This window comes from Micromonospora sp. NPDC053740, from assembly GCF_040677775.1.
GTDB lineage: Bacteria > Actinomycetota > Actinomycetes > Mycobacteriales > Micromonosporaceae > Micromonospora > Micromonospora alfalfae.
Genome location: NZ_JBFASO010000005.1, coordinates 64181 through 86121, shown reverse-complemented (window position 1 = coordinate 86121; position 21941 = coordinate 64181). Strand labels below are relative to the sequence as shown.

The 21941-nt window shown below is 69.0% G+C and carries 20 protein-coding genes; 9 read left to right on the top strand and 11 right to left on the bottom strand.

Going from position 1 to position 21941, the window contains the following annotated elements:
* Positions 1-87: 87 nt before the first annotated feature.
* Positions 88-237 carry a hypothetical protein gene (locus AB0K35_RS15480; RefSeq protein WP_363885802.1) on the bottom strand — a complete coding sequence of 50 codons (150 nt, stop codon included), beginning with the start codon at positions 235-237 and terminating at the stop codon, positions 88-90.
* Positions 207-971, bottom strand: a complete 765-nt coding sequence (locus AB0K35_RS15475; RefSeq protein ID WP_363885800.1) for an NmrA/HSCARG family protein — start codon at positions 969-971, stop codon at positions 207-209. Before AB0K35_RS15475 ends, AB0K35_RS15480 begins: the two co-directional genes overlap by 31 nt.
* Positions 972-1073: 102 nt before the next feature.
* Here AB0K35_RS15475 and AB0K35_RS15470 point away from each other — a divergent pair, with 102 nt between their 5' ends.
* From AB0K35_RS15470 to AB0K35_RS15455, 4 genes are read left to right on the top strand one after another with little or no spacing between them, the layout of a single operon-like run.
* Positions 1074-1553: a MarR family transcriptional regulator gene (locus tag AB0K35_RS15470; protein WP_363885798.1), complete on the top strand. Its 480-nt coding sequence runs from the start codon at positions 1074-1076 to the stop codon at positions 1551-1553.
* 55 nt (positions 1554-1608) lie between these two features.
* Positions 1609-2406 (top strand): ATP-binding cassette domain-containing protein, encoded by a 798-nt coding sequence (locus AB0K35_RS15465; protein ID WP_238666831.1) that lies wholly within the window; start codon positions 1609-1611, stop codon positions 2404-2406.
* The gene (locus tag AB0K35_RS15460) at positions 2403-3164 is read left to right on the top strand and encodes an ABC transporter permease (RefSeq protein WP_238666832.1); all 762 of its coding nucleotides are present in this window, start codon (positions 2403-2405) and stop codon (positions 3162-3164) included. Before AB0K35_RS15465 ends, AB0K35_RS15460 begins: the two co-directional genes overlap by 4 nt.
* A gap of 46 nt (positions 3165-3210) precedes the next feature.
* On the top strand, positions 3211-3990 hold the full coding sequence (locus tag AB0K35_RS15455; RefSeq protein ID WP_238666833.1) for a MerR family transcriptional regulator: 780 nt from the start codon (positions 3211-3213) through the stop codon (positions 3988-3990).
* 7 nt (positions 3991-3997) lie between these two features.
* Here the strand turns inward: AB0K35_RS15455 and AB0K35_RS15450 are convergent, their stop codons facing one another.
* The 3 genes from AB0K35_RS15450 to AB0K35_RS15440 form a co-directional block, all read right to left on the bottom strand.
* A complete protein-coding gene (locus AB0K35_RS15450; protein ID WP_363885795.1) occupies positions 3998-4951 on the bottom strand; it encodes a hypothetical protein in 954 nt (317 codons plus the stop codon).
* Positions 4952-4980: 29 nt separating this feature from the next.
* The gene (locus tag AB0K35_RS15445) at positions 4981-5577 is read right to left on the bottom strand and encodes a VanZ family protein (RefSeq protein ID WP_238666835.1); all 597 of its coding nucleotides are present in this window, start codon (positions 5575-5577) and stop codon (positions 4981-4983) included.
* A 137-nt stretch (positions 5578-5714) separates the two neighbouring features.
* Positions 5715-7190 (bottom strand): arabinofuranosidase catalytic domain-containing protein, encoded by a 1476-nt coding sequence (locus tag AB0K35_RS15440; RefSeq protein WP_363885793.1) that lies wholly within the window; start codon positions 7188-7190, stop codon positions 5715-5717.
* A gap of 205 nt (positions 7191-7395) precedes the next feature.
* Here AB0K35_RS15440 and AB0K35_RS15435 point away from each other — a divergent pair, with 205 nt between their 5' ends.
* The gene (locus tag AB0K35_RS15435) at positions 7396-8409 is read left to right on the top strand and encodes a LacI family DNA-binding transcriptional regulator (RefSeq protein WP_238666837.1); all 1014 of its coding nucleotides are present in this window, start codon (positions 7396-7398) and stop codon (positions 8407-8409) included.
* Between the two features lie 10 nt (positions 8410-8419).
* Here AB0K35_RS15435 and AB0K35_RS15430 read toward each other — a convergent pair whose 3' ends face one another.
* From AB0K35_RS15430 to AB0K35_RS15410, 5 genes are all read right to left on the bottom strand, one after another.
* Complete coding sequence (locus AB0K35_RS15430) at positions 8420-10132, bottom strand: trehalase family glycosidase (protein WP_363885791.1); 1713 nt, start codon at positions 10130-10132, stop codon at positions 8420-8422.
* A 56-nt stretch (positions 10133-10188) separates the two neighbouring features.
* Positions 10189-11013, bottom strand: a complete 825-nt coding sequence (locus AB0K35_RS15425) for a carbohydrate ABC transporter permease (RefSeq protein WP_238666839.1) — start codon at positions 11011-11013, stop codon at positions 10189-10191.
* Positions 11010-11849, bottom strand: coding sequence for a sugar ABC transporter permease (locus AB0K35_RS15420; protein WP_357286598.1), 840 nt, complete (start codon positions 11847-11849; stop codon positions 11010-11012). The genes AB0K35_RS15425 and AB0K35_RS15420 overlap by 4 nt, the downstream gene beginning before the upstream one ends.
* A gap of 150 nt (positions 11850-11999) precedes the next feature.
* The gene (locus AB0K35_RS15415) at positions 12000-13238 is read right to left on the bottom strand and encodes an extracellular solute-binding protein (RefSeq protein WP_238666841.1); all 1239 of its coding nucleotides are present in this window, start codon (positions 13236-13238) and stop codon (positions 12000-12002) included.
* An 8-nt stretch (positions 13239-13246) separates the two neighbouring features.
* Positions 13247-13423, bottom strand: coding sequence for a hypothetical protein (locus AB0K35_RS15410; protein WP_363885788.1), 177 nt, complete (start codon positions 13421-13423; stop codon positions 13247-13249).
* Positions 13424-13535: 112 nt separating this feature from the next.
* Between AB0K35_RS15410 and AB0K35_RS15405 the strand changes: the two genes are divergently transcribed.
* On the top strand, positions 13536-15371 hold the full coding sequence (locus tag AB0K35_RS15405; RefSeq protein WP_363885786.1) for an RICIN domain-containing protein: 1836 nt from the start codon (positions 13536-13538) through the stop codon (positions 15369-15371).
* Between the two features lie 257 nt (positions 15372-15628).
* Positions 15629-17134 carry an arabinofuranosidase catalytic domain-containing protein gene (locus AB0K35_RS15400; protein WP_238666844.1) on the top strand — a complete coding sequence of 502 codons (1506 nt, stop codon included), beginning with the start codon at positions 15629-15631 and terminating at the stop codon, positions 17132-17134.
* A 76-nt stretch (positions 17135-17210) separates the two neighbouring features.
* On the opposite strand, the gene AB0K35_RS15395 is transcribed toward AB0K35_RS15400, so the two are convergent.
* On the bottom strand, positions 17211-18560 hold the full coding sequence (locus tag AB0K35_RS15395) for a PHB depolymerase family esterase (RefSeq protein ID WP_363885784.1): 1350 nt from the start codon (positions 18558-18560) through the stop codon (positions 17211-17213).
* A gap of 251 nt (positions 18561-18811) precedes the next feature.
* Between AB0K35_RS15395 and AB0K35_RS15390 the strand changes: the two genes are divergently transcribed.
* Together AB0K35_RS15390 and AB0K35_RS15385 are read left to right on the top strand one after the other, a co-directional pair.
* Positions 18812-19819: a PaaX family transcriptional regulator C-terminal domain-containing protein gene (locus AB0K35_RS15390; protein WP_357366950.1), complete on the top strand. Its 1008-nt coding sequence runs from the start codon at positions 18812-18814 to the stop codon at positions 19817-19819.
* 456 nt (positions 19820-20275) lie between these two features.
* Entirely contained in the window at positions 20276-21733 is a 1458-nt protein-coding gene (locus AB0K35_RS15385; protein ID WP_238666870.1) for an endo-1,4-beta-xylanase, read from the top strand.
* Positions 21734-21941: the final 208 nt, after the last annotated feature.

The window sequence follows — 21941 nt, the reverse complement described above, 5'->3', positions numbered from 1 at the left end:
GGCAAGTGCGACGTCTGGCAGCCAACTCCTTCGGGCGAACAGCGACACGTCACCAATGGGATCGGGCGGTGACATCGGAGTTAAGAGTCAGGGTCGCGCACGCGTCGCCGGCAGCAGGGCGGGCCAGTCCTGGGCGGCGGCCCAGTCGGCGAAGCTGTGCCAGCCGACCTCGGGGTAGTCGCGACGCAGCGCGGCGACGTCGACGGTCAGGCCCGCGGTGCTGAAGTAGTCGAACATGGCCGCCAGGTCGGTGGACCGCTGTCGAACCTGGGCCAGCGGCACCTGCACGTGGGTGATCGGGCTGCCGATGGCGCCCGCCAGGATCTCGGCCAGTTGGGTGGGTGTGTGCGTTCGTCGGAGGCGATGTCGATGCGGCGCCCGGCGAACTCGTCCGAGCGCTGGAGGACGAGCGCGGCGAAGGTGCCGATGTCGACCGCCGGGATGAGGGCGAGCGGCCGGTTCGCGGGCATCGGCCAGGCGAAGGTGTCCCTGCGCAGGCCGTCGAGCGTCCAGCCGCTGGCGTAGTTGTCCATGAAGGCGGCTGGCGCGATGACCGTCCAGGGCACCGTGGAGGTGCGCAGATGCTGCTCGACCAGGTGTTTGCTCTCGTAGTGCGGGACGCCGGTGTCGCGGTCGGCGTGCGCGACGGTGGTCAGCACGAGGTGGCTGAGGCCGGCGGCTGCCGCGGCATCGATGAGGGCCCGGCCCTGCCGGACCTCGGTGGCGAGGTCGCTGCCGAACGGTGTGGTGACAGCGAACAACGAGTCGGATCCGGCGAGCGCGGCGTCGAGGGACGCGCTGTCGTCGAAGTCGGCCTGGCATATCTCCGCCCCGAGGTCGCGCAGGGCTTCGGCGGCCGGCGAGGTGGGCTGGCGGGTGATGGCGCGTACCCGCTGACCGGCCGCCAGCAGGGCGCGGGCGGTGGCACCGCCCTGGGCTCCGGTGGCGCCGGTGACGGCGACGGTGAGCATGGGTCCTCCAGGAGGTAAGATAGCTGCGTAACGCATTAACTGCGCCACGCAGCAGATTATGGCGGATTGCTGCGTCGCGCAACTGATTGGGATGTGATGCGGATGACTGCGAAGCGTCGAAGCCGGCTGTTCGAGGAGCTGTCGATGGCGTCCCGGCGCTATCTGGCCTCGTACGTCCTGTTCAACCAGGCCATCGCCGACCACCTGGGGCTCCACCCGACCGACGTGCAGTTCCTGAGCCTGCTCTCGGCGGCTCCCGCGCCGCCCACTGTGCGCGAGGTCGCCGAGATGACCGGACTGACCACGGGATCGGCCACCCGACTGGTCGACCGGCTCGAACGTGGCGGCTACGTCAAACGGACGCCCGATCAGGAGGACCGGCGTCGGGTGCTGGTCACCCCGGTGCCGGATCGCCTCGACCGGGTCACAGCGGTCTGGGACGACCTCGGCCAGTCCTGGCAGGCACTTCTCGACGAGCACACCGACGAGGAGCTGGAGGTGGTCACACGCCACATGAACCGAGCGCACGACCTCAGCCACGCCCAGATGCGTCGCCTGCGGTCCCAACCCAAGCCCGACTGAGACCCGCGGCGCCGGGCTTGACCTTGACGCTGCGTCAACCCTCCATGCTGCCGCCATGAGCAATTCGCACACAACAGCTCAGGCCGAGCAGCCCGCGATCCACGTGCACGGCCTGGAGAAGTCGTTCAAGCAGCTCACGGTGCTGCGCGGCGTCGACATCGACGTCGCGCGGGGCAGCATCTTCGCCCTGCTCGGCTCGAACGGTGCCGGCAAGACCACAGTGGTGAGGATCCTGGCCACGCTCCTCAGGGCCGACGGCGGGACGGCCCGGGTCGCCGGCTTCGACGTGGCGACCCAGGCCGCCGACGTACGGCAGTCGATCAGTCTCACCGGGCAGTTCGCGGCGGTCGACGAAATCCTCACCGGGCGGGAGAACCTGGTCCTGGTCGCCCGGCTGCGGCACCTCAAGGAGCCCGGTTCGACAGCGGACGACCTGCTGCGGCGCTTCTCGCTGACCGAGGCCGGCGCCCGGAGGGTGCGGACCTACTCCGGCGGCATGCGTCGCCGTCTCGACATCGCGATGAGCCTGATCGGGAACCCGCCGGTCATCTTCCTCGACGAGCCGACGACGGGGCTCGACCCCGAGGCGCGCATCGAGGTGTGGCAGGCGATCAGGGAACTCGCCCGCGGCGGCACGACGGTGCTGCTGACCACCCAGTACCTCGACGAGGCCGAACAGCTCGCCGACCGGATCGCGATCCTCCACGAGGGACGGATCATCGTGAACGGCACCCTCGAAGAGCTCAAACAGCTCCTGCCACCAGCCGAGATCGAGTACGTCGAGAAGCAGCCGACCCTTGAGGACGTCTTCCTCACCCTGGTGGGCGCCAAGACCGAGAAGGAACAACGATGAACAGGCACTTCCTCGGCGACACCACAGTCCTGCTGGGACGCTCGCTGCGCCACATCGCCCGCAGCCCGGACACCATCATCACGACGGCGGTCATGCCTGTCGCCTTCATGCTGCTGTTCGTCTACGTCTTCGGCGGCGCTATCGAGACCGGCTCCGACTCGTACGTGAACTATCTGCTCCCCGGCATCCTGCTCATCACGATCGCCTCGGGCATCTCGTACACCGCCTTCCGGCTCTTCCTGGACATGCAGGGCGGCATCTTCGAACGGTTCCAGTCCATGCCGATCGCACGATCCTCGGTGCTCTGGGCGCACGTGTTGACCTCACTGGTCGCCAATCTGATCTCGTTGGTCGTCGTCGTCCTCGTCGCCCTGCTCATGGGCTTCCGCACCGGGACGAGCGTGCTGGGGTGGCTCGCCGTGGCCGGCATCCTGGTGCTGTTCACCCTGGCGCTGACCTGGATCGCCATCATTCCCGGCCTCACCGCCCAGTCAGTCGACGGTGCGAGCGCCTTCTCGTACCCGCTGATCTTCCTGCCGTTCGTCAGTTCGGCCTTCGTGCCCACCGCGTCGATGCCCGGCCCGGTGCGCGCCTTCGCCGAGCACCAGCCGGTGACCGCGATCGTCAACGCGATCCGAGACCTCTTCGCGCAGGAGCCGGTCGGATCGGGCATCTGGACCGCCCTCGCCTGGTGCGTCGGCATCCTCGCGGTGGCCTACCTGTTCGCCAACCTGACCTACCGCCGCAAGATCTCCTGAGCTGGATTCGGGTGGGGCCGAGCGAGTCGAGGGGCAGGATCAGGGCATGCTGACGATCAGCCAACTGGCTGCGTACGCCGGCGTCACGGTGCGGGCGGTACGGCACTACCACCAGATCGGCCTGCTGCCGGAGCCCGAGCGGGACGCCTCGGGCTACCGGCGGTACAGCGCAGGAGCTGTGGTGTCCCTCATCAGGATCCGGATTCTCGCCAACGCCGGCGTGCCGCTGTCCCAGATCGGTCAGATGCTGGAGGCCGACGCGTCGACCTTCGCGGCCGCCGTCGAGGAGATCGACAGGCAACTGGGCGACGAGATCGCACGACTGGAGGCCAGCCGGAAGCAGATCGCGCAACTCGCCGCCGGGGATCGTCTGGCGCTCGCACCAGAGGTGACCACCTACCTGGACCGGCTCCGGGACATTGGCGTCTCCGAGCGGGTGGTGGCGGGTGAGCGGGACAGTTGGATCCTGATGTCGGCGCGCTGGCCCGATCGTGTCCGCGAATGGATGCCTGACAAGATCGCGCAGCTCGACGACCCGCAACTCATCCGGCTCTATCGGATCCTGTCGGAGATCTTCGAGAGTGACAGCGGCGACGACGCGGGTCTGGTGGAGGCCGCCGACATCCTGGCCAGCCTGGCCGAGCAGGCATACCGCTCTGGCGAGATCGACCTCGGTGAGGTGGCGCAGGACGATCTACCGTTCGACCTTCTGGACGCGTTGGCCGTCGAGGCGGACCCGCGGGTGAAGCGACTGCTGGGTCTGATGCGTGAGCGTGGCTGGGATGGTCTGGCGCGGCTGGAGCGGCTGGCAGAGCCGCCGACATGATCGACTGTCAGCTCTGTTGGTAGTTCACCGCGGCGAACCCGCACGGCTGGTGCAGGTGCAGGTAGTAGGCGCCCTCGCCGACGTCGTCCAGGTCCGCGCCGCCGATCAGACCCAGGTAGTCCATCGGTTCCCCGCAGCCGGGGCAGTCGGCGTGCTCGGCGTCCTGGATCCAGTCCGGTCGGCCACCCAGGGTGGAGCCGCCCTGATTCCAGGCGCTGGCCTGGTACGGGCTCGCCAGTGCCGGCCCCGCAACCGGGAGCAGTGTCGGCGGGTCCTCCGGCCCGGCATCGGCGCCCAGGTAGCTCGGACGGGTGTTGTCGGCCCACCAGGTGGTGGCGCCGGCCGGCGTGACCCGGCTGTACAACGTCGTGTAGCAGGCGCAGAAGTGGCAGGTCTCGATGACCAGGCGGCCGGACCAGCCGGTGTGGGCCAGCGCGGCACCGATGGCGGGGTCGGTGGTGTCGAGGTCGGCAGCGACCCAGAGCGGAGACGCGCACCAGGGGCAGGCGGTGCGGTCCGCGGGCGCCGGCGCGTCCCGCATGACCCACCGGTACGCGACGTCAGCGCACAGGTCGCGTCGGTTGCCGTCCGGGCCGATCGTCCAACCGCCCTCGACCGCGTAGCTCAGCGCACCCACGTGCAGGTCGTCCGCGCCGGCCGGCGGGTGCGTCGACCAGCGACGCAGGGCGTTCTCGGCGAGTGGGTGGGCGCTGTGGGCCAGGATGAGGAGCAGATGGTTGAGTCGGTCCGGTGTCCGCCCGCCGTCGACCTGCTCGACGACCCGGCCGACCACGTCGGCGCCCGCCGCCCGGTACAACGTCGGCGGCCACAGCAGGTCGAGGTCGAGAAGGGCCCCGTGGTACGGCGACAGCCGCTGTGGATCGGCAGCGGCGATCTCGCTCAACTCCTCGATCGCGTCGTCGTCCTCGTCCGCCACTCTCCTGATCAATTCCTCGATCACCAGCGGATGGTAGCTCCCTCCTCCGACGCTCAGCGTCGCGCTGCCGGGGCCGGCCGAGGTCGACGATCTGTGGACGCGTCGGGCTTGGCCGGCCACCAACGGCGTGACGCCAGCGCCGCCAGCCCGGCGCCCGCTGCGTTGAGCAGGACGTCGTCCACCGACGACACCCGGTCCAGCCGCAGGACGTACTGGGCGGTCTCGACCACTACCGAGCAGCCGGCCGCGAGGACCAGGATCCGCGGCACCGACGCCAGCGCCGGGAACCGCAGCGGGGCAAGGAACCCCAGAGCCGCGAAGACCAGCAGGTTGCCGACGACCTGGACCGTCGCCGTCAGCGGCCCCCCGTCGGAGAAGATCGTGAGCAGGTCGCGCAGCGGCACCAGTGTCACCCGGCCGGAGACGGCACCGGCCTTGTCACCCGGCAGCATGATCATCCATACCCAGGGGACCGTGCCGTAGACAATGCCGACGTCGGCCAGCGACGTCCGCCACGCCGACGTGGCGCCGGCGGCCCGTCGGCGGCGGGCCAACGCCCACACCGCAAGCGCGGCCAACGGCAGGACGACCACAGTGATGAGGACGACGCCGTTGAACGTACCGAGCCAGCCGTGCCAACCCTTGACCATCCGACCCCCGCTGTTCGCCAGCCCCGAAACATACCCGCACCGGGTCGCTGGCCAGCACTTCCGAAACACGCCCTTAAAGGTCGTGCCGCCCCCGGTGGCACTGCGGGGGCGGCACTGGTGATCAGTCGTGCGGTGGGTCAGCTGCGGGTGGACCACCGTTGGTTGGTGCCGCCGTTGCAGGCCCAGAGGATGAGCTTGGTGCCGTTCGCGGTGCCGGCAGCGTTGGCGTCGAGGCAGAGCCCGGACTGGACGCCGGTGATGGTGCCGTTGGAGTTGAGGTTCCACTGTTGGTTGGTGCCGCCGTGGCAGTCCCAGATGATGGCCTGGGTGCCGTTGGTGGTGCCCTGGCCGAAGGCATCAAGGCACTTGTTGCCGTACACCTGGAGTTGTTTGCCGGCGGTGTAGGTCCAGCGCTGCGCGGTGTTGCCGGTGCAGTCCCAGAGTTGGACCTGGGTGCCGTTGGTGGTGCTGCCGTTCGGTACGTCGATGCAGCGGCTGGACTGGGCGCCGACGACCTGGACGTTCTGTTGCGGGTTGCCGCCGCCGGACGGCGCGTAGGCGGCGGCGTTGATGTTGGCCTGGACGGCGTTCTCGGTGGCCGCCGTCGGGTAGCCGGAGGTCAACACGCCCTCGAAGAAGGTGCCGCGACCGGTGATGCTGTTGTCACCGCCGATGCCGAGCAGGATGGCGCCCTCCTTCTTCATCGGGTGGTAGCCGTTGGGGCGTGGCCCGTCGAAGTAGGTCGTCAGGCTGCCCGACTGGGCGTTGCCGCCCCGGATCGCCCAGTGGTTCGGCTCGCCCTTGACCATGGCGGTGACGAAGCGGTGGTTGATCGACGCGATGTTGTTGTAGCCCGCGTTGACCCCGGAGAACAGCCCCCACTCCAGGTCGGCCATGATCCAGGGGCCGGCTCCCGCCCCGTAGCCCCACTGCTTGTTGGCGCCGAAGTAGACGGTCTCCATGATGGCGCGTTCGTCGGCGAGGCTGTTCGTCTGCGCGTTGCCGTAGTCGAAGCAGCACCACTGGTTGTAGTGCGTGCCGTCGACCACCGCGTAGATGCCCTCGGGCTGGTCGCCGGTCGCGACCCCGTTCGTGTTGTTGTTGCGGTAGCCGGTGCCGGGGGCGATGTAGACGCCGTACGCCTTCTGCCCGCCGACGGTGACCGGCGCCGCCTTCGCGTCGGCGAGGTTGTCGAATCCGCCGGGAGCGGGGCCGACGAAGTAGCCGGGGGGCGCCTGGGTGAGACGGTTGTTGCGGCCGGACTGGTCGTAGATGATCGTGATGACGCAGTTGGTGTTGGCGCAGAACGTGTCCTGGGTGGCGGCGTTGGCGTAGCCGCCCTCGCTGAGCACACCGACGTCGCGGGTGGTGTTGTCCGACGATCGTCGGACCTGGTAGAGCGGGCCGTTGTACGCGCCGTACAGCGCGCGGGTGGTGCTGTGCGCGGCCACGCACGGCGTGCCGCCGGAGGCGTAGATGTCACACGGGCCGGTGCCGGCGGCGTGGGCGACGCCCGGCGCGTCCGAGACCGCGTAGGCGCCAGCGCCGACGACGAGGACGAACAGGGTTCCGGCGGCGGCCATCAGGCGACCCAGTTTTCTCTTCACCTTCATTGGAACCTTCCGGTGGGTGGTGTGGGGTGGGGTGCGGCGATGGAATTGACGTCACACGTCATACCTGTGACATTAATGGTCGTCCATCTATTAGCGCTAGTTGGCACGCGTTGGTCATCGATCGATGAGCCTGAGGACGGATATGCTGGTCAGCGGAGCACGGTGCGTCCCCGTATCGGGGCAAAAATCGATTCGAGGGCGATTGATGAACATCGGGGAGATCGCTCGCCGGGCGGGGGTGTCCCGCAGCACCGTTTCCTACGTGCTCAGCGGAAAACGCAGCGTGTCGGAGGCGACCCGACAACGGATCCAGTCGGTCATCGACGAGTTGGACTACCGGCCGAACGCCAGCGCCCGTGCTCTGAAGGAGGGGCGCACCCGTACCCTCGGGCTGGTCATCCCGCCAGCGAGCCAGCGGTTGACCGACATGCAGCTGGGCTTCGTCGCCAGCGTCGTCGAGGCCGCCGCCCGACACGACCTCGACGTGCTGCTGTCCCCCTCCGGTGGCGACCATGACCGGTCGTTCGAACGGATCGTCACCGGGCGTCGGGTGGACGGCGTGGTCCTCATGGAGATCCGGTTGGCAGACGACCGGGTGACCCGGCTGACCAGGGCCGGGCTGCCGTTCGTCACCATCGGCCGGACCGCCGAGCCGCACGGAATGAGCTGGATCGACATCGACTACGCCGGGCTGATCGCCCGGTGCGTGCAGCACCTGGCCGATCTGGGGCACCGGCACGTGGCACTCGTGAATCGCTCCGCCGAGTTGGTGGCCGCCGGGTACGGCCCCAGCCATCGCGCGCTGACCGGCTTTCGCGCGGCGGCGGTGGAGCGGGGGTTGACCGGCGTGGAGGTCTGCAGCGGCGATGACACCGCCTCCGGCGAGGCGTGTATGGAGCAACTGCTCGCGACGCACCCGGAGGTCACGGCGGTGGCCACCATCAACGAGGCCGCACTGCCCGGAATGCAGCGCGCGTTGACCGGCGCCGGGCTGTCCGTGCCACGCGACTTCTCCGTCACCGGAGTCGCCGCGCAGCACTGGGCCGAGGATTTCCGCCCGCCGCTGACCGCCGCCGACGTGCCGATGGTCGAGATGGGCGCCGAGGCGGTGTCGCTGCTGCTGGAGAGCATCGCCGCTCCCGGCGCCGTGCCACGACACCGCCTCTACAGCCCGCCCATCTCGTTGCGTTCCAGCACCGGCCCGGTCCGGGCCCGCTGATCCGAACCGGCTACCCGCCGGTGACCCGCCGCTCCTCCTGGGCGGCGGCGAGGATGAGATAGCTGCTGGCGGTCCAGGTGTAGGCACGGTCCCGCAGCCCGGTGCCGGTCTCGGCGTCGAAGTTCTCCGCGAAGCCGGACTTCTCGCACAGCGCGAGGAAGCGCCGACTGATGTCGTCGGCGATCCTGGTCTGCCCGGCCCGGCGCAGACCGTCCTCGACCAGGACGGTGGAGGGTGCCCAGATCGGGCCACGCCAGTAGCCGTCGGCGAGGTAGTGGGCCGAGTCCGTCGGCTCGGTGGCCAGCCCGTGCGTGGTCAGGTGGGTTTCGACGCCGCGGGCCAGCGCGGCGGCGACCGGGGCCGGTAGGTCGGCCCCGAGCGCGACGGGCATCAGGTCGAGCAGGCTGCGGCTGGGTCGCCGGTGCCCGGTGCGGGGGTCTCGGGCGCAGAAGCGTTCGCCGTCCCACAGGTCGCGCAGCATGGCCTGATGGATCCGGTCGGCCTCCCGGGACCAGCGGGTGGCGGGCTCACCCAGCTCGGTGGCGAGGTCGGCGAGGCAGCGCAGCTGCGAGACCAGGAACGCGGCGAGGTCAGCCGTCTCGAGGACCCGGTTCTCGTCGAAGGTGGTGGCGTTGTCCCAGCCGCTGTCGTTGCCGTGCTGGTAGTGCGGCAGGTCGTGGCCGGGGGCGCGCCGCGCGTCGAGCCAGAACCCGGTCCAGCGGGCGAGCCGGTCGTAGGTCTGCGCCAGCGCCGCCCGGTCCGGCGGCTGGGGAAGGCGGCGGCGCAGGTGCCGCAGGGCCCAGCCGTGGATGGGGGGCTTGACGTAGTTGTGCAGGACCTCGGAGTGGGTGACCGAGTCGGGGAGGGCGCCGGCCTCGTCCTGGTGGTCGAAGGGCAACTGGAACTGGTGCCAGGCCAGCTCCGGCTCGCCGGCCGCCAGGGCGATCGCGTTGAAGCAGTGGTCCCAGCTCCACACCTTGTCCATCCAGTGCTTGGACATCAGGACGGCCGGCCGGGTGACGAAGCCCGCCGGCGCGACGGTGGCCGACCACAGGACGTACGCGGCCAGCTCGGCGGCCGGGGTCTCCGGGCCGCGCCAGGGCGCGATCGCGTCGACGAACGCGGTGAACTCGGCGAACCGGTCACGGCACAACTGCTCGAACGGAACCGCTCCGGCATACGGGCGGCGGGCGGTGGCGTACTCCTCGATCGCGATCTCCCAGGGCTGGTCGCCGGGAAGGTCCAGGAATCGGTCGGCGGTGCCGAGCGCCTGCGCGCCGTTGGTGCGCAGCAGAGCGCCGGAGAGCACAGTGATCCGGTATCGGCGACCGGTCTCGTACGAGGTGAACACGTGTGATCCGTCGACCGGGTCGGCGTACAGGTAGGTGCCGCTGAAGGGGGTTAGGGTGGGCGCGGCGGCTGCCACCCGCAGGCCGAGTCGGTGGCCCCGGATCCGGACCGTGTCCGGCCCGTCGTAGACGGCCTCGATCCGGTCGGCCCCGTTTCGCCAGGTCAGCAGCGCGGGCGTGGCGACGACTGTGGTGCCGGCGACGGTGGGGGTGAGCCGCAGTACGGGGTGCAGCCCGGTCTGGTGGGAGACCAGGTGCAGGTCGTCGGCGTACGTCTTCTCGGCTACCACCGGGGAGATGTTGAACCAGGATCCGCGGTAGCTGAACGGGATGTCCTGGATTCCGAACTCCGGACCGGACGGGGCGACGGTCATGGGTGGCGGGTGCCTTTCTGTGGTGCGGGTGGTCAGTCCTCGACCGCCGCGGATGGTCAGTCCTTGACGGCGCCGGCGGTCACGCCCATCGAGACGTACCGCTGGGCCAGGATCAGCAGCACGGCTGCGGGGATCGAGGCGACGACGGCGGTGGCCATGATGGCGTTCCACTGCTGGTTGTTGTTGCCGATGTAGTGGTAGATGCCGAGGGTGATGGGCTGGTAGTCGCCGCCGCCGGCCAGGGTCGAGGCGAAGATGAAGTCCGACCAGGACCACAGGAACGCGAAGAGCGACACCGTGACGATCGAGTTGCGGCTGACCGGCAGCACCACCGACCAGAAGGTCCGCAGCCGTCCGGCCCCGTCGACCACGGCGGCCTGGAGCAGCTCGTCGGGGATGCCGGACATGAAGGCCGTGAAGATCAGGACTGCGAACGGCACCGCGAGCGTCGTGTCGGCCAGGATCAGGCCGGGCAGCGTGTTGAGGACGCCGAGGGTGAGGTAGATGGCGTAGAAGCCCATCGCCATGATGATCCCCGGGATCATCTGCGCGATCAGCAGCACGAAGCTCAGCGCCGGGCCGCCGGGTGGCCGGAGCTTCGCCAGCGCGTAACCGGCGGGAGCGGCCAGCGCCACTGTCAGCGCCACAGTGCCGAGGCCGACCAGGAAGCTGGTGCCGAGGTACGGCAGTTGCTGGTCGAGCACCGCCCGGTAGCCGTCCAGCGTGCCGTTGGTGGGGAACAGGTGCGGGGGACTGGCCCGCATGTCCTGGTCCCGGGTGAAGGACACATTGATCATCCAGTAGACGGGGAAGAGCATCAGCCCGGTCAGCACCAGGCCGACGCCGGTCTTCCACCAGGCCCGAGGCGTCGAGGTGGTCATCGCAGCTGCTGCCTCCGCTCGATCCGGATGTAGAGGAGGCCGGCGATCAGCGCCAGCACGATGAGCAGGTTTCCGATGGCCGCGCCCGGACCGAACTCGGGCAGCAGGTTGCCGAAGCCGAGCCGGTACGACCAGGTGGCGAGCGTTGCCGAGGAACTGGTCGGGCCGCCCTTCGTCATGATCCAGATGATGTCGAAGACCTTCAGCGTGTAGATCAGCCCCAGCAGCAGCGTGATCAGGGAGACGGGCCGCAGCAACGGGAAGGTGATCCCCCAGAACCGTTGCCACCCCGTCGCGCCGTCGAGCGCGGACGCCTCGTACATCTCGGTCGGGATCGCCTGTAGGCCGCTGTAGAGCACCACCAGGTTGAACGGGATGCCGATCCAGACGTTCGCGATGATCACCGAGGTGAGTGACCAGCCCGGCGAGGTGAGCCAGTTGACCGGGTCGATCCCGACGACCCCGAGTGCCGCGTTGACCAGCCCCGAGTCGCTGTTGAGCAGCCACGACCAGGTCGACGCCGAGACGATCAGCGGCAGCAGCCACGGTACGAGGATCAGCGCCCGCAGCGTGCGCGACAGCGGGAAGTGCTGGTGGAAGAAGAGGGCCAGGGCCATGCCGATGGTGAACTGGAAGGCGAGCGAGGCCGCTGTGAAGACCACTGTGTGCGTCAGCGTCGGCCCGAACGCCGGGTCGGTCAGGACCGTCCGGTAGTTGTCGAGGCCGGCGAAGGGCGCTCCGCCCTGCACGAACGAGCGGACTGTGTACTCCCGCAGGCTCAACTCGACGTTGCGGTAGAGCGGGTAGGCGTAGAAGGCCGCCAGGTAGATGGTCACGGGTGCCAGGAAGCCCCACGCCCACCATCGGCTGGGCCGGCGGGCACGGGACGGGGGAGACCCAGGTGGGACGGCGGTCGCCGCCCCACCCTGGTCCCGTACGTCGGTGGAGGTCTCTGTCGTGGAGGGCATGGTGTCGGGTCGGATCGCTTACCTGGTGGTGGCGGCGGTCTGCGCGGCGGCCAGTGCCTCCTGTGGCGACTTCCCGCCGCTGAGGGCCGACTGCACCGCTGTCCACAGCGCTTCGGAGATCTTCGGGTACTTCGTGCCGAGGTCGTCACCGGTGCGGCCCTTGGCTGCCCGGACCGCCTCCACCCAGACCTTGAGCTTGGGGTCCGCGGTGGCCTGTCGCTCCTGCACGGCGGCGACGGGTGCGACGTAGGAGAGCGTGGTGTCAGTGGTGAGGAGGTTGTCGGCGTTTGTCAGGCAGGTGACGAGCTTCTGCGACGTCTCGTACCGGCCGGTCTTCTTCTGCACCGGAATGGAGACGAACTCACCGCCGGTGGGCGCCGGGGCGGGGCCGCCCGCACTGGCCGGGATCGCGATCGTGCCGTACGAGAAGCCCAGCTTCTCCGCGTTGGCCAGCTGCCAGGTGCCGTTCTCGGCGAACGCGTAGTCGCCGGTGGCGAACTCCTGCCAACTCGTGGTCTGGGTGTTGTTGATGACGGAGTTCGGGGCGTGGCCCTGCTTGAGCCAGTCGGTCCAGAGCGTCAGCGCGGACACCGCCTGCGGCGAGTCCAGGCTCGTCAGTTGGGCACCCGATCCCCAGAACCAGGGCAGGAACTGGAAGCTGCCCTCCTCGGTGCCGATCGCGGAGAAGGTGATGCCCTTCTTCCCCTTGGCCTTGACCTTTGTCAGTGCCGCGGTCAGTGCGGTCCAGTCCTTGACGGCGGCGGGATCGACGCCGGCGGCGGTGAGCAGATCCTTGTTGTAGTAGAGGGCGAGGGTGTTCGCCCCGATCGGCACCCCGTAGGTCTTGCCGCCGCTCTGGCCGGCGCCGAGCAGGTTCTTCTCCATGGCCGAGACGTCCAGCTTGTTGTCGTCGGTGGTGGTGAGCGCACCGGCCTCGGCCAGAGTTGAGATGACCGGGTTGTCCACGATCAGCACGTCCGGTGAGTTTCCCTGCTGGGCCGCGAGCAGCGCCTTGTTGGTCAGGTCGGTGGTGTCGTAGCCGGTCCGCTCGACCGTCACCCCCGCTGAGGTGCCGCACTTCTTCAGCAGCGCGACCCACTCGGAGTCGTCGGCGAACTGCGGGTACGGGTCCCAGACGAGGTAGGCGCCACCGTCAGCGCCACTGTCGGCGGACGACGAGCAGGCGCTGCCTGTCACTGCGGCGAGTGCTATCACGGCGACGGCGGCCAGGCGCCGCCGACGACTGAGTCCGGTCATGTGTGGCCTCACTTCACATCGATCATCAGGGGTCGTGCGGATGTGATCGTCGCGGGCCGGATCAGCCCGGCCAGTATGCGAATCGATTCGACGAATCGGTTCGCCCGAAGATAGGTCTGGCCATACCCAGGGGTCAAGGGCTGGTCGGCCGCGTCAAGAGGAAAGCTGGGCAACACGGTCTTCATCCGGCCGTCACTTCATTGACATCGTTCAGTCCCCGGTCCTACGATCCGTGCGAATCGATTCGCAAGCGCTGCCCTCCGGAGAGCGTCCCCGCGCCCCACCAAGGAGCCGCCCGTGAAAACCCCGTCCCGCAGCAGGCCAGGACGAGCCCGCGTGCTCGTGGCCCGACTCGTCGTCGGCCTGCTCGCCGCCGCTGCCGCCGTCACCGTCGTCTCGTCCCCCGCCCAGGCCGCCGACGAGTCGATCAGCGTCAACTTCGCCACCACCAACGGAGCGCCGACCTACCGCGCCTCCGGCTGGATCTACGGCATGACCGAGAACGCCAGCGGTCCGGCCGACCACTTCTACCGGGACGTCAAGTTCCAGTACATGCGCGCCGGCGGCGCGCAGCTCCCGGGCAGTGGCTGGGTCGGTGGCACCTACGACCGTCGCTGGAACTCCACAGTCGCCCAGGCACGTCGCACCACAGCCCTCGGCGGCAAGTTCATCATCCTGCCGCACGACCTCTGGGGTGCCGACGGCGCCGGAATCTCCCGCTTCCCCGGCGACAACGGCAACTGGACCGACTACGACAACTTCCTGACCCGCCTGATCAACGACGTCCGGGCGTCCGGCCTGTCGGTGCAGTGGGACATCTGGAACGAACCCAACATCACCATCTTCTGGAACCGGCCGATCTCCCAGTACCTGGAGTTGTGGCGCCGGACCTACCAGCGCATCCGGGCGGAGTTCCCCAGCCAGCTCATCGTCGGGCCGAGCTGCGCCTGCGTGCCGTCGACCAACCACGCCTTCTGGAACCAGTACCTGGACTTCGTCCGCTCGACGAACACGGTGCCGGACATCATCAGCTGGCACTCGCTGCCCGGTGACCCGGTGGCGAACGTTGCCGCCGCCAACGCCACCCTCGACCCGCGCGGCATCGCCCACCCGCGCCCGTACCAGATCAACGAGTACGGCGCGCCCGACGAGCAGAACCCGGCCGACGGCGCCTGGTACATCGCGCGCCTGGAGCGGGCCCGCGCCGACGGCCTGCGGGCGAACTGGGCCAGCGGCGGCAGCCTGCACAACGACCTCGGCAACCTGTTGATCCGTAACTCGGCCGGCCAGCACCAGCCCAAGGGGGAGTGGTGGAACTACCGCTTCTACGCCTCCCAGGTCGGGGAGATCGTCGCGGTGACCCCCAGCCAGTCGTACGACGCGTACGCCACGAAGACGGCCGGGGTGGCGAAGGTACTGGTCGGCGGTGGTCGTACCACCGGGAACCTGACCGTCAACCTGCAACGCCTGGACACCACCAGCGGCGTCGTGCAGAACAACCAGGTCAGGGTCCTCACCCAACGCATCCCGCACAACGGTGGCGGTGCCGTGGCCGGGCCGGTCACTGTCTCGAACAGCGTGGTCGGGGTGTCCAACAACAACGCCACAGTGACAGTGCCGTACACCAACCAGACCGACACGTACACTGTCACGCTGCTGCCCCCCTCGGACGGTGGCTTCCAGTCGGTGGCGGTGGCCCAGCACTCCCAGCAGTGCCTGAACAACCCCGGCCTGAGCACCACCGACGGCAACGTCCAGCAGCAGAACTACTGCGACGGTGGTGACCAGCAGTTCTGGAACTTCCGCCCGGTCGCCGGCGTGGCCAACACCTACACGGTGGTCAACCAGCAGAGCGGCAAGTGCCTCGACGTCAGCGGAGTGTCCACCGCCGACGGCGCGGCAGTGCACCAGTGGACCTGCCTGAACAGCCTCAATCAGCAGTTCACGCTGCGGAAGGTGACCTACTCGGGCAACGACTCGCACGACTATCAACTGGTCGCCCGGCACAGTGGCAAGTGCGTCGACGTCAACGCGGTCTCCACGGCGGCCGGCGCGCTGGTTCACCAGTGGACCTGCAAGGCGGTCAACCAGGGCAGCCCGTTGAACCAGACGTGGCGGCTCCTGGGGCGGTAGGCGTCCCTGGGGAGGTGGTGTGCTGGCCGTCCGCCCAACGGCCAGCGCGCCACCCCGTCACCGCATTCATTGACATGAATTAAACAAAGGTCATACGATTCGCTGCGAATCGATTCGCCATCACCACCACCCCCCTGGCGCGTCGACACCCCCACCGCGCTTCCACGACTCCGAGGAGCCACCTCGTGCGAACCCCGTCCCCCACCGGGCCAGGAAAAGCCCGTGAACTCATCCCGAGACGTCATCGCGCCCGACGTTTGACAGCCCTGGCGGCCGCCCTGGTCGGCGTTGTCGTCGGCCTCGGCGCCACCCCCGGTGCCTCGTCGCCGTTCGCCGGATCGGCCGCGATGGCGGCCGCCATCACGCCGGGGCAGAGCACCACCATCGTCGGTACGCCGTCTGGCCGCTGCATCGAGGTGCCCAACTCCAGCACCACCAACGGCACCCAGACGCAACTCTGGGACTGCAACGGCGCCGCCGGCCAGACCTGGACGTGGACGTCGGCGAAGCAACTCCAGGTGTACGGCAACAAGTGCCTGGACGCGAGCGGCCGCGGCACCACCAACGGCACCCAGGCAATCATCTGGGACTGCAACGGCCAGAACAACCAGCAGTGGAACGTCAACAGCAACGGCACCATCACCGGCGTGCAGTCCGGGCTCTGCCTGGACGCCAACGGCGCGGCCACCGCGAACGGCACCAAGCTGATCCTCTGGGCCTGCAACGGCGGTGCCAACCAGCAGTGGGCCTCGCCGACCACCACCCCGCCGACGGACCCGCCGACGGACCCGCCGACCGGCGCGCGCCCCTGCGACATCTACGCCTCGGGCGGCACTCCCTGCATCGCGGCGCACAGCACCACGCGGGCGCTCTACGAGGCGTACGCCGGCAACCTTTACCAGGTCCGGCGCTCGTCGGACAACACGACCCGCAACATCGGGCTCACGGGCACGGGCGGCACCGCCAACGCGGCGACGCAGGATTCGTTCTGCACCGGCACGACCTGCGTGATCACCGTCGTCTTCGACCAGTCCGGGCGCGGCAACGACCTCTGGTACCAGGGGTCGAGCGTGGTCCCGGGGTCACCGCAGAGCCGGCCGGCGACCGCGACGACGGAGTCTCTGACGGTGGGCGGCTCCAAGGCGTACTCGCTCTACATCAACCCCGGCAACAGCTACTGGCGGGACGGGCACCTGACCGGTGTACCGACCGGCGCCGCGCCGGAGGGCATGTACATGGTGACCAGCGGCACCCACGTCAACAGCGGCTGCTGCTTCGACTACGGCAACAGCGAGACGACCAGGAAGGCCGACGCCGCCGGTGCGATGGACGCCATCAACTTCGGCAAGCAGTGCTGGTTCGGCGGCTGCTCCGGCACCGGCCCCTGGGTGCAGGCGGACCTGGAGTGGGGCCTGTTCCCCGGCGGGAGCAGCTCCTGGAACCCGAACCAGCGTGCGTTCACCAGCAAGTTCGTGACCGCGACGCTGAAGAACAACGGCACGTCCCGCTTCGCGATCAAGGGCAGCAACGCCCAGTCCGGCAGCCTCTACACGCTCTATGACGGCTCGCTTCCGCCGGGATACAGCCCGATGAAGAAGCAGGGCGCGATCATCCTGGGCAGTGGCGGTGACTGCTGCAAGCCCGACGGCGGCGCGAACCTCAGCGCCGGCACCTTCTACGAGGGGGCCATGGTCGCCGGTTATCCGTCCGACGCCACCGAGAACGCCGTGCAGGCCAGCGTGATAGCCGCCGGCTACCGCTGACCTCGGACAACGCACGAACCGTGCGCCGGTCACCACTGTCGTGGTGACCGGCGCACGCTCGTGGACGGGACTGGCCTCAGGCGACGGTGCAGGACGCGCCGTTGAGGGTGAACGAGGACGGTCGGGCGTTGTTACCGGTGTGGGTGGCCTGGAAGCCGAAGCTCACCGACCCGTTGGCAGGGATACCGCCGTTGTAGGCGACGTTGCGGGCCGTCACCTGCCCTGAATTGGGCGAGTAGGTGGCGTTCCAGCCCGAGGTGATGGTCTGCCCACCCGGCAGGGTGAAGACCACGGACCAGCCGTTGACGGCGCTGGTGCCGGTGTTCGTGACGGTGATGTTCTCGGTCAGCCCGGTGTTCCAGGCGTTGACGTCGACAGTCACCCGGCAGGCGCCGGAAGCTGGCGGCGGCGTGGTCGGCGGCGGTGTGGTCGGGGGAGGTGTGGTCGGCGGCGGTGTCGTGGGTGGCGGTGTCGTGGGTGGCGGCGTCGTGGGGTCGGTCAGTCCGAAGAACGCGATGGCGGACGCGGCCATGCCGCCGGAGGGCAGACTGTGTCCGGCCCCCTGGATGCTGTACGCCTCGACCTGGACGGTGCCGCCGCTGTCGGCGTACCGACGCCGGTTCCAGTTGGCCTGCGGCGTGTCGGTGGAGGTGGGTGTCTGACTCAGCCCGAACACGTTGGTCCACTGCTCGATCGTCTCCTGCAACAGCGAGTACGGCACGAGCGTGTCGCTGGTGCCGTGCCACAGCTGCACCCGCGGCCGGGGCCCGGAGTAGCCGGGGTACGCCTGACGGACCGCGTCACCCCACTGCTGCGGGGTCCGGTTCATGTTCCCGCCGGTGCACTGGCTGCTGCCGGGCGGGTAGTCCGCCGCGTTGGCGAAGCAGTTGTACGGCACTCCCATGAACGCGGCGCCGGCCTTGAACACGTCGGGGTAGAGGGCGAGCATGTGGTTGGTCATCATGCCGCCGGACGAGCTGCCGGTGGCGTAGACCCGGTCCGGGTTTGCCGCGTACTGCTGCTGCACGTACCGGATCATGCTGATGATCGACACCGGGTCGCTGCCCCCACCTCGCCGCTTGGCGGCGTCCGACCAGGTGTCGAAGCAGTTGCCGAAGCCGGCCTGCTGGGTGGCGGACGGGTAGATCACGATGTACCCGTAGCGGTCGGCGAGGCTGGCGAACTCGCTCCCGGAGTAGAAGCCGGGGCCGGACCCGCCGCAGCCGTGCATGGCCACCACGACCGCCGGCCGGGCCGGGCGGTTGTCCGGCACGTAGACGTGCATGCGCATCCGGCCGGGGTTGTCACCGAAGCTGGTCACCTCGGTCAGTGACGCCGCGTACGCGGGCCCGACAGTTGGGGCCACCAGGCCGGCCGCCACCAGTGACGCGGCCAGGGCGAACAGCAGTTTCCTTCTGATTCTCAACGGACGACTCCTTCGATTGGCTGTGCAGGCGGGATTGGCCGTGCGATCGGGTCGCGGGTCTGCCCGACTCCCGCGGTGATCGCACGCTGCCCGCTACCTGTGGCTCGCCCAGCCCGGCTTCGGATGGCATCGCGTGGCAATTAGTGTTCCCCTCGGGCCAACAAGTGTCAATCGAGGGTTCTCTATTTATGACGAGTCGCGGAGGTCCGTCTAGAGTCGTCATACCGTCCCCCGAGGAGCACGGAGCGTCTGTGGCAAGCCTCTTCGACATCGACGAGATCTATCCGGACGACGGAGACCACCCACTCCGGCTGCCCCGCCGGCAGGTCGGCAACTCGCCCCAGGGTGTCGCGGTGACCCTGTTGGCGGACTACACGCTGCGGACCCGGGTCGCCCTCCCGTCCGCCGCCATCGTCGCGTTGCTCGGGGAGACCGGCGTGACGACGGCCGGAGCGCGGACGGCGATCAGTCGGTTGGCCCGCCGTGGCGTGTTGGAGGGCAGCCGACTGGGACGGCGCAGCTCCTACCGGCTCAGCCGTGCCGCCGCCGCCAACCTCTCCGCCGGCGGGCACTGGATTCTCGCCTCCACCACCTCGACGGCGAGGTGGGACGGGTGTTGGACGATCGTCGCCTTCTCGCTGCCGCAGGATCGCAGTACGCAGCGTCGGGCCCTGCGGGCGCAACTCCGGTGGCTCGGTTACGCACCGCTGTACGACGGACTGTGGATCTCCCCGCGGGAGCTGACTCCCGCAGCTCGGGCCCAGCTCGACCGGCTCACCCTCGGCGCCGTGACCGTGTTTCGCGGGCGGCAGACCGCGCTCGCCTCGACCATTCACCGTGCGCCGATCGAGGCCTGGGACATCGAGGCGATCAGCCGGAGCTATGACGCGTTCCTCCGGCGGTGGACGCCTCTGTTGCCCGCCGTGGTGTCCGGGCAGGTCGCCGGCGCCGCTGCGGTGCGGGCCCGTACCGAGGTGATGGACACCTTCCGGCGCTTCCCCGTCCTCGATCCGCAGTTGCCTGTGGAACTCCTCCCACGGGACTGGCTCAGGCAGCCGGCGCGGGAGTTGTTCGAGGCCGTCTACGACGGTCTCGCCGCACCCGCCGAGCGACACGTCCGGGCGGTCGTCGAGCGGTTCGTCGACGCTTCGCAGCCCGGCATCGCGGCCCACACCACCGCCGACCTGGTCGCCGGAATGCGCGCCGACGCCGGCTCGGCGCAAACGTCTCCGAGTGGCCCGGCCGCCGGGAGTTCGTGAACCGCGAACAGTGGTGGCTGGCGACTGTGAGCGATAACAGGGTTGCCGTCCGGCGTGCTCCGAGCGGCCCGGTGCTACGACCCGTCAGCTGACCCCACCGTGGCTGAGCACTGTTGCCCTGGGCCTTTGGTACCGGGTGAAACGTGGCGTTCCGGGAGATCGGCGTGAACGGCCCGTTACGTCTTGACGAACGGCATGTTATCGCTCACTCTCGATATAGAGGACGATCGCTGTCGTGGCTCACCGGGCGAGCCGCACGGGTCGTTACCTCCGATCACGACGTCCGCAAGGGCATGCGGACGTCACCTCGGGACCCGGCAGGTGCCGGCGACAGCCCTCTCGGACTGTGCGTGCTGATGCCGGGCGGCCAGGATGACCGCCCCGATCGGTCGCCCCGAGTGAAGTGGCACATCACCACCACCGATGCAACCACTGAAAAGGAACGCCATGAAATCCATGAGAACGATGCTGGCTGCGGCGTCAATCGCCGTCGCCCTCACCACCGGCATGACGGTGGCGATGACCCCCGCATCCGGTGCCGGCACGACCCTGAAGGCGGCCGCCGCCGAGAAGGGCCGCTACTTCGGCGCGGCCGTCGCCGTCGGCAAGCTGTCCACCAGCGCCTACACGACCATCCTGAACCGTGAGTTCAACAGTGTGGTGCCCGAGAACGAGATGAAGTGGAGCTCCACCGAGCCGCAGCAGGGCACCTTCACCTACTCGAGCGGCGACCGCCTGGTCAGCCACGCGCAGGCCAACGGCATGAGCGTGCGGGGTCACACGTTGTTGTGGCACGCGCAGCAGCCGGGTTGGGCGCAGGGCATGTCGGGCAGTGCGTTGCGCAACGCGGCGATCAACCATGTCACGCAGGTGGCGACGCACTTCCGGGGCAAGATCTATGCCTGGGACGTGGTGAACGAGGCGTTCGCCGATGGTGGTGGTGGTGGGCGTCGTGATTCCAACCTGCAGCGCACCGGTAACGACTGGATCGAGGCGGCGTTCCGGGCGGCGCGGGCGGCGGATCCGGGTGCGAAGTTGTGTTACAACGACTACAACACCGACGGGATCAACGCGAAGTCGACGGGCATCTACAACATGGTGCGGGACTTCAAGTCCCGTGGCGTGCCGATCGACTGCGTGGGCTTCCAGTCGCACCTGGGCACCTCACTGGCCGGTGACTACCAGGCCAACCTGCAGCGGTTCGCCGACCTCGGCGTGGACGTGCAGATCACCGAGCTGGACGTGATGACCGGCGGCAACCAGGCCAACATCTACGGCGCCGTCACCCGCGCCTGCCTGGCCGTCTCGCGCTGCACCGGCATCACCACCTGGGGCGTGCGCGACTGCGACTCGTGGCGTGGTTCGGACAACGCGCTGCTGTTCGACTGCAACGGCAACAAGAAGGCCGCGTACACCGCCGTCCTGGACGCCCTCAACGGCGGCTCGACCCCGCCCACCACGCCCCCGCCGGGTTCCGGGGTGGACACCAGCGCCTGGTACGTGTTGTTGAACCGCAACAGCGGCAAGGCACTGGACGTCTACGCCTCGGCCACCACCGACGGGGCGCGAATCAGCCAGTGGACGCGCAACAACGGCGTCAACCAGCAGTGGCAGTTCGTGGACTCGGGGAGTGGCTACTACCGGGTCAAGTCCCGCAACTCCAGCAAGGTGCTCGACGTCAGCGGCTTCTCCACCGCCGACGGCGGCGCGATCGTGCAGTGGTCCGACCTCAACGGCACGAACCAGCAGTTCCGACTCGCGAATTCGGCCGACGGCTACGTGCGCCTGATCAACCGCAACAGCAACAAGGCCGTCGAGGTGCAGGGCGCATCCACCGCCGACGGTGGAAACGTCGTCCAGTACGCCGACTGGGGCGGCAACAACCAGCAGTGGCAACTGGTCCGGATCGGCTGACGACCGTCGCCATCCACCAGGGGGAGCGGGAACTGCCGGCCGCTCGGGATCCGGCCGGCGCCCGCCCAGGCGAGGTGTGACCAGTGGCGGGGGGCCCCCCCCCCGGGGGGGGGCCCGGGCCCCCCCCGGGGGGCGCGCCCCCCCCGACCGGGCGGAATCCCCAACCAATTAGGTATTAGTAGTAAACCCACAAAATAAAAACACCCCC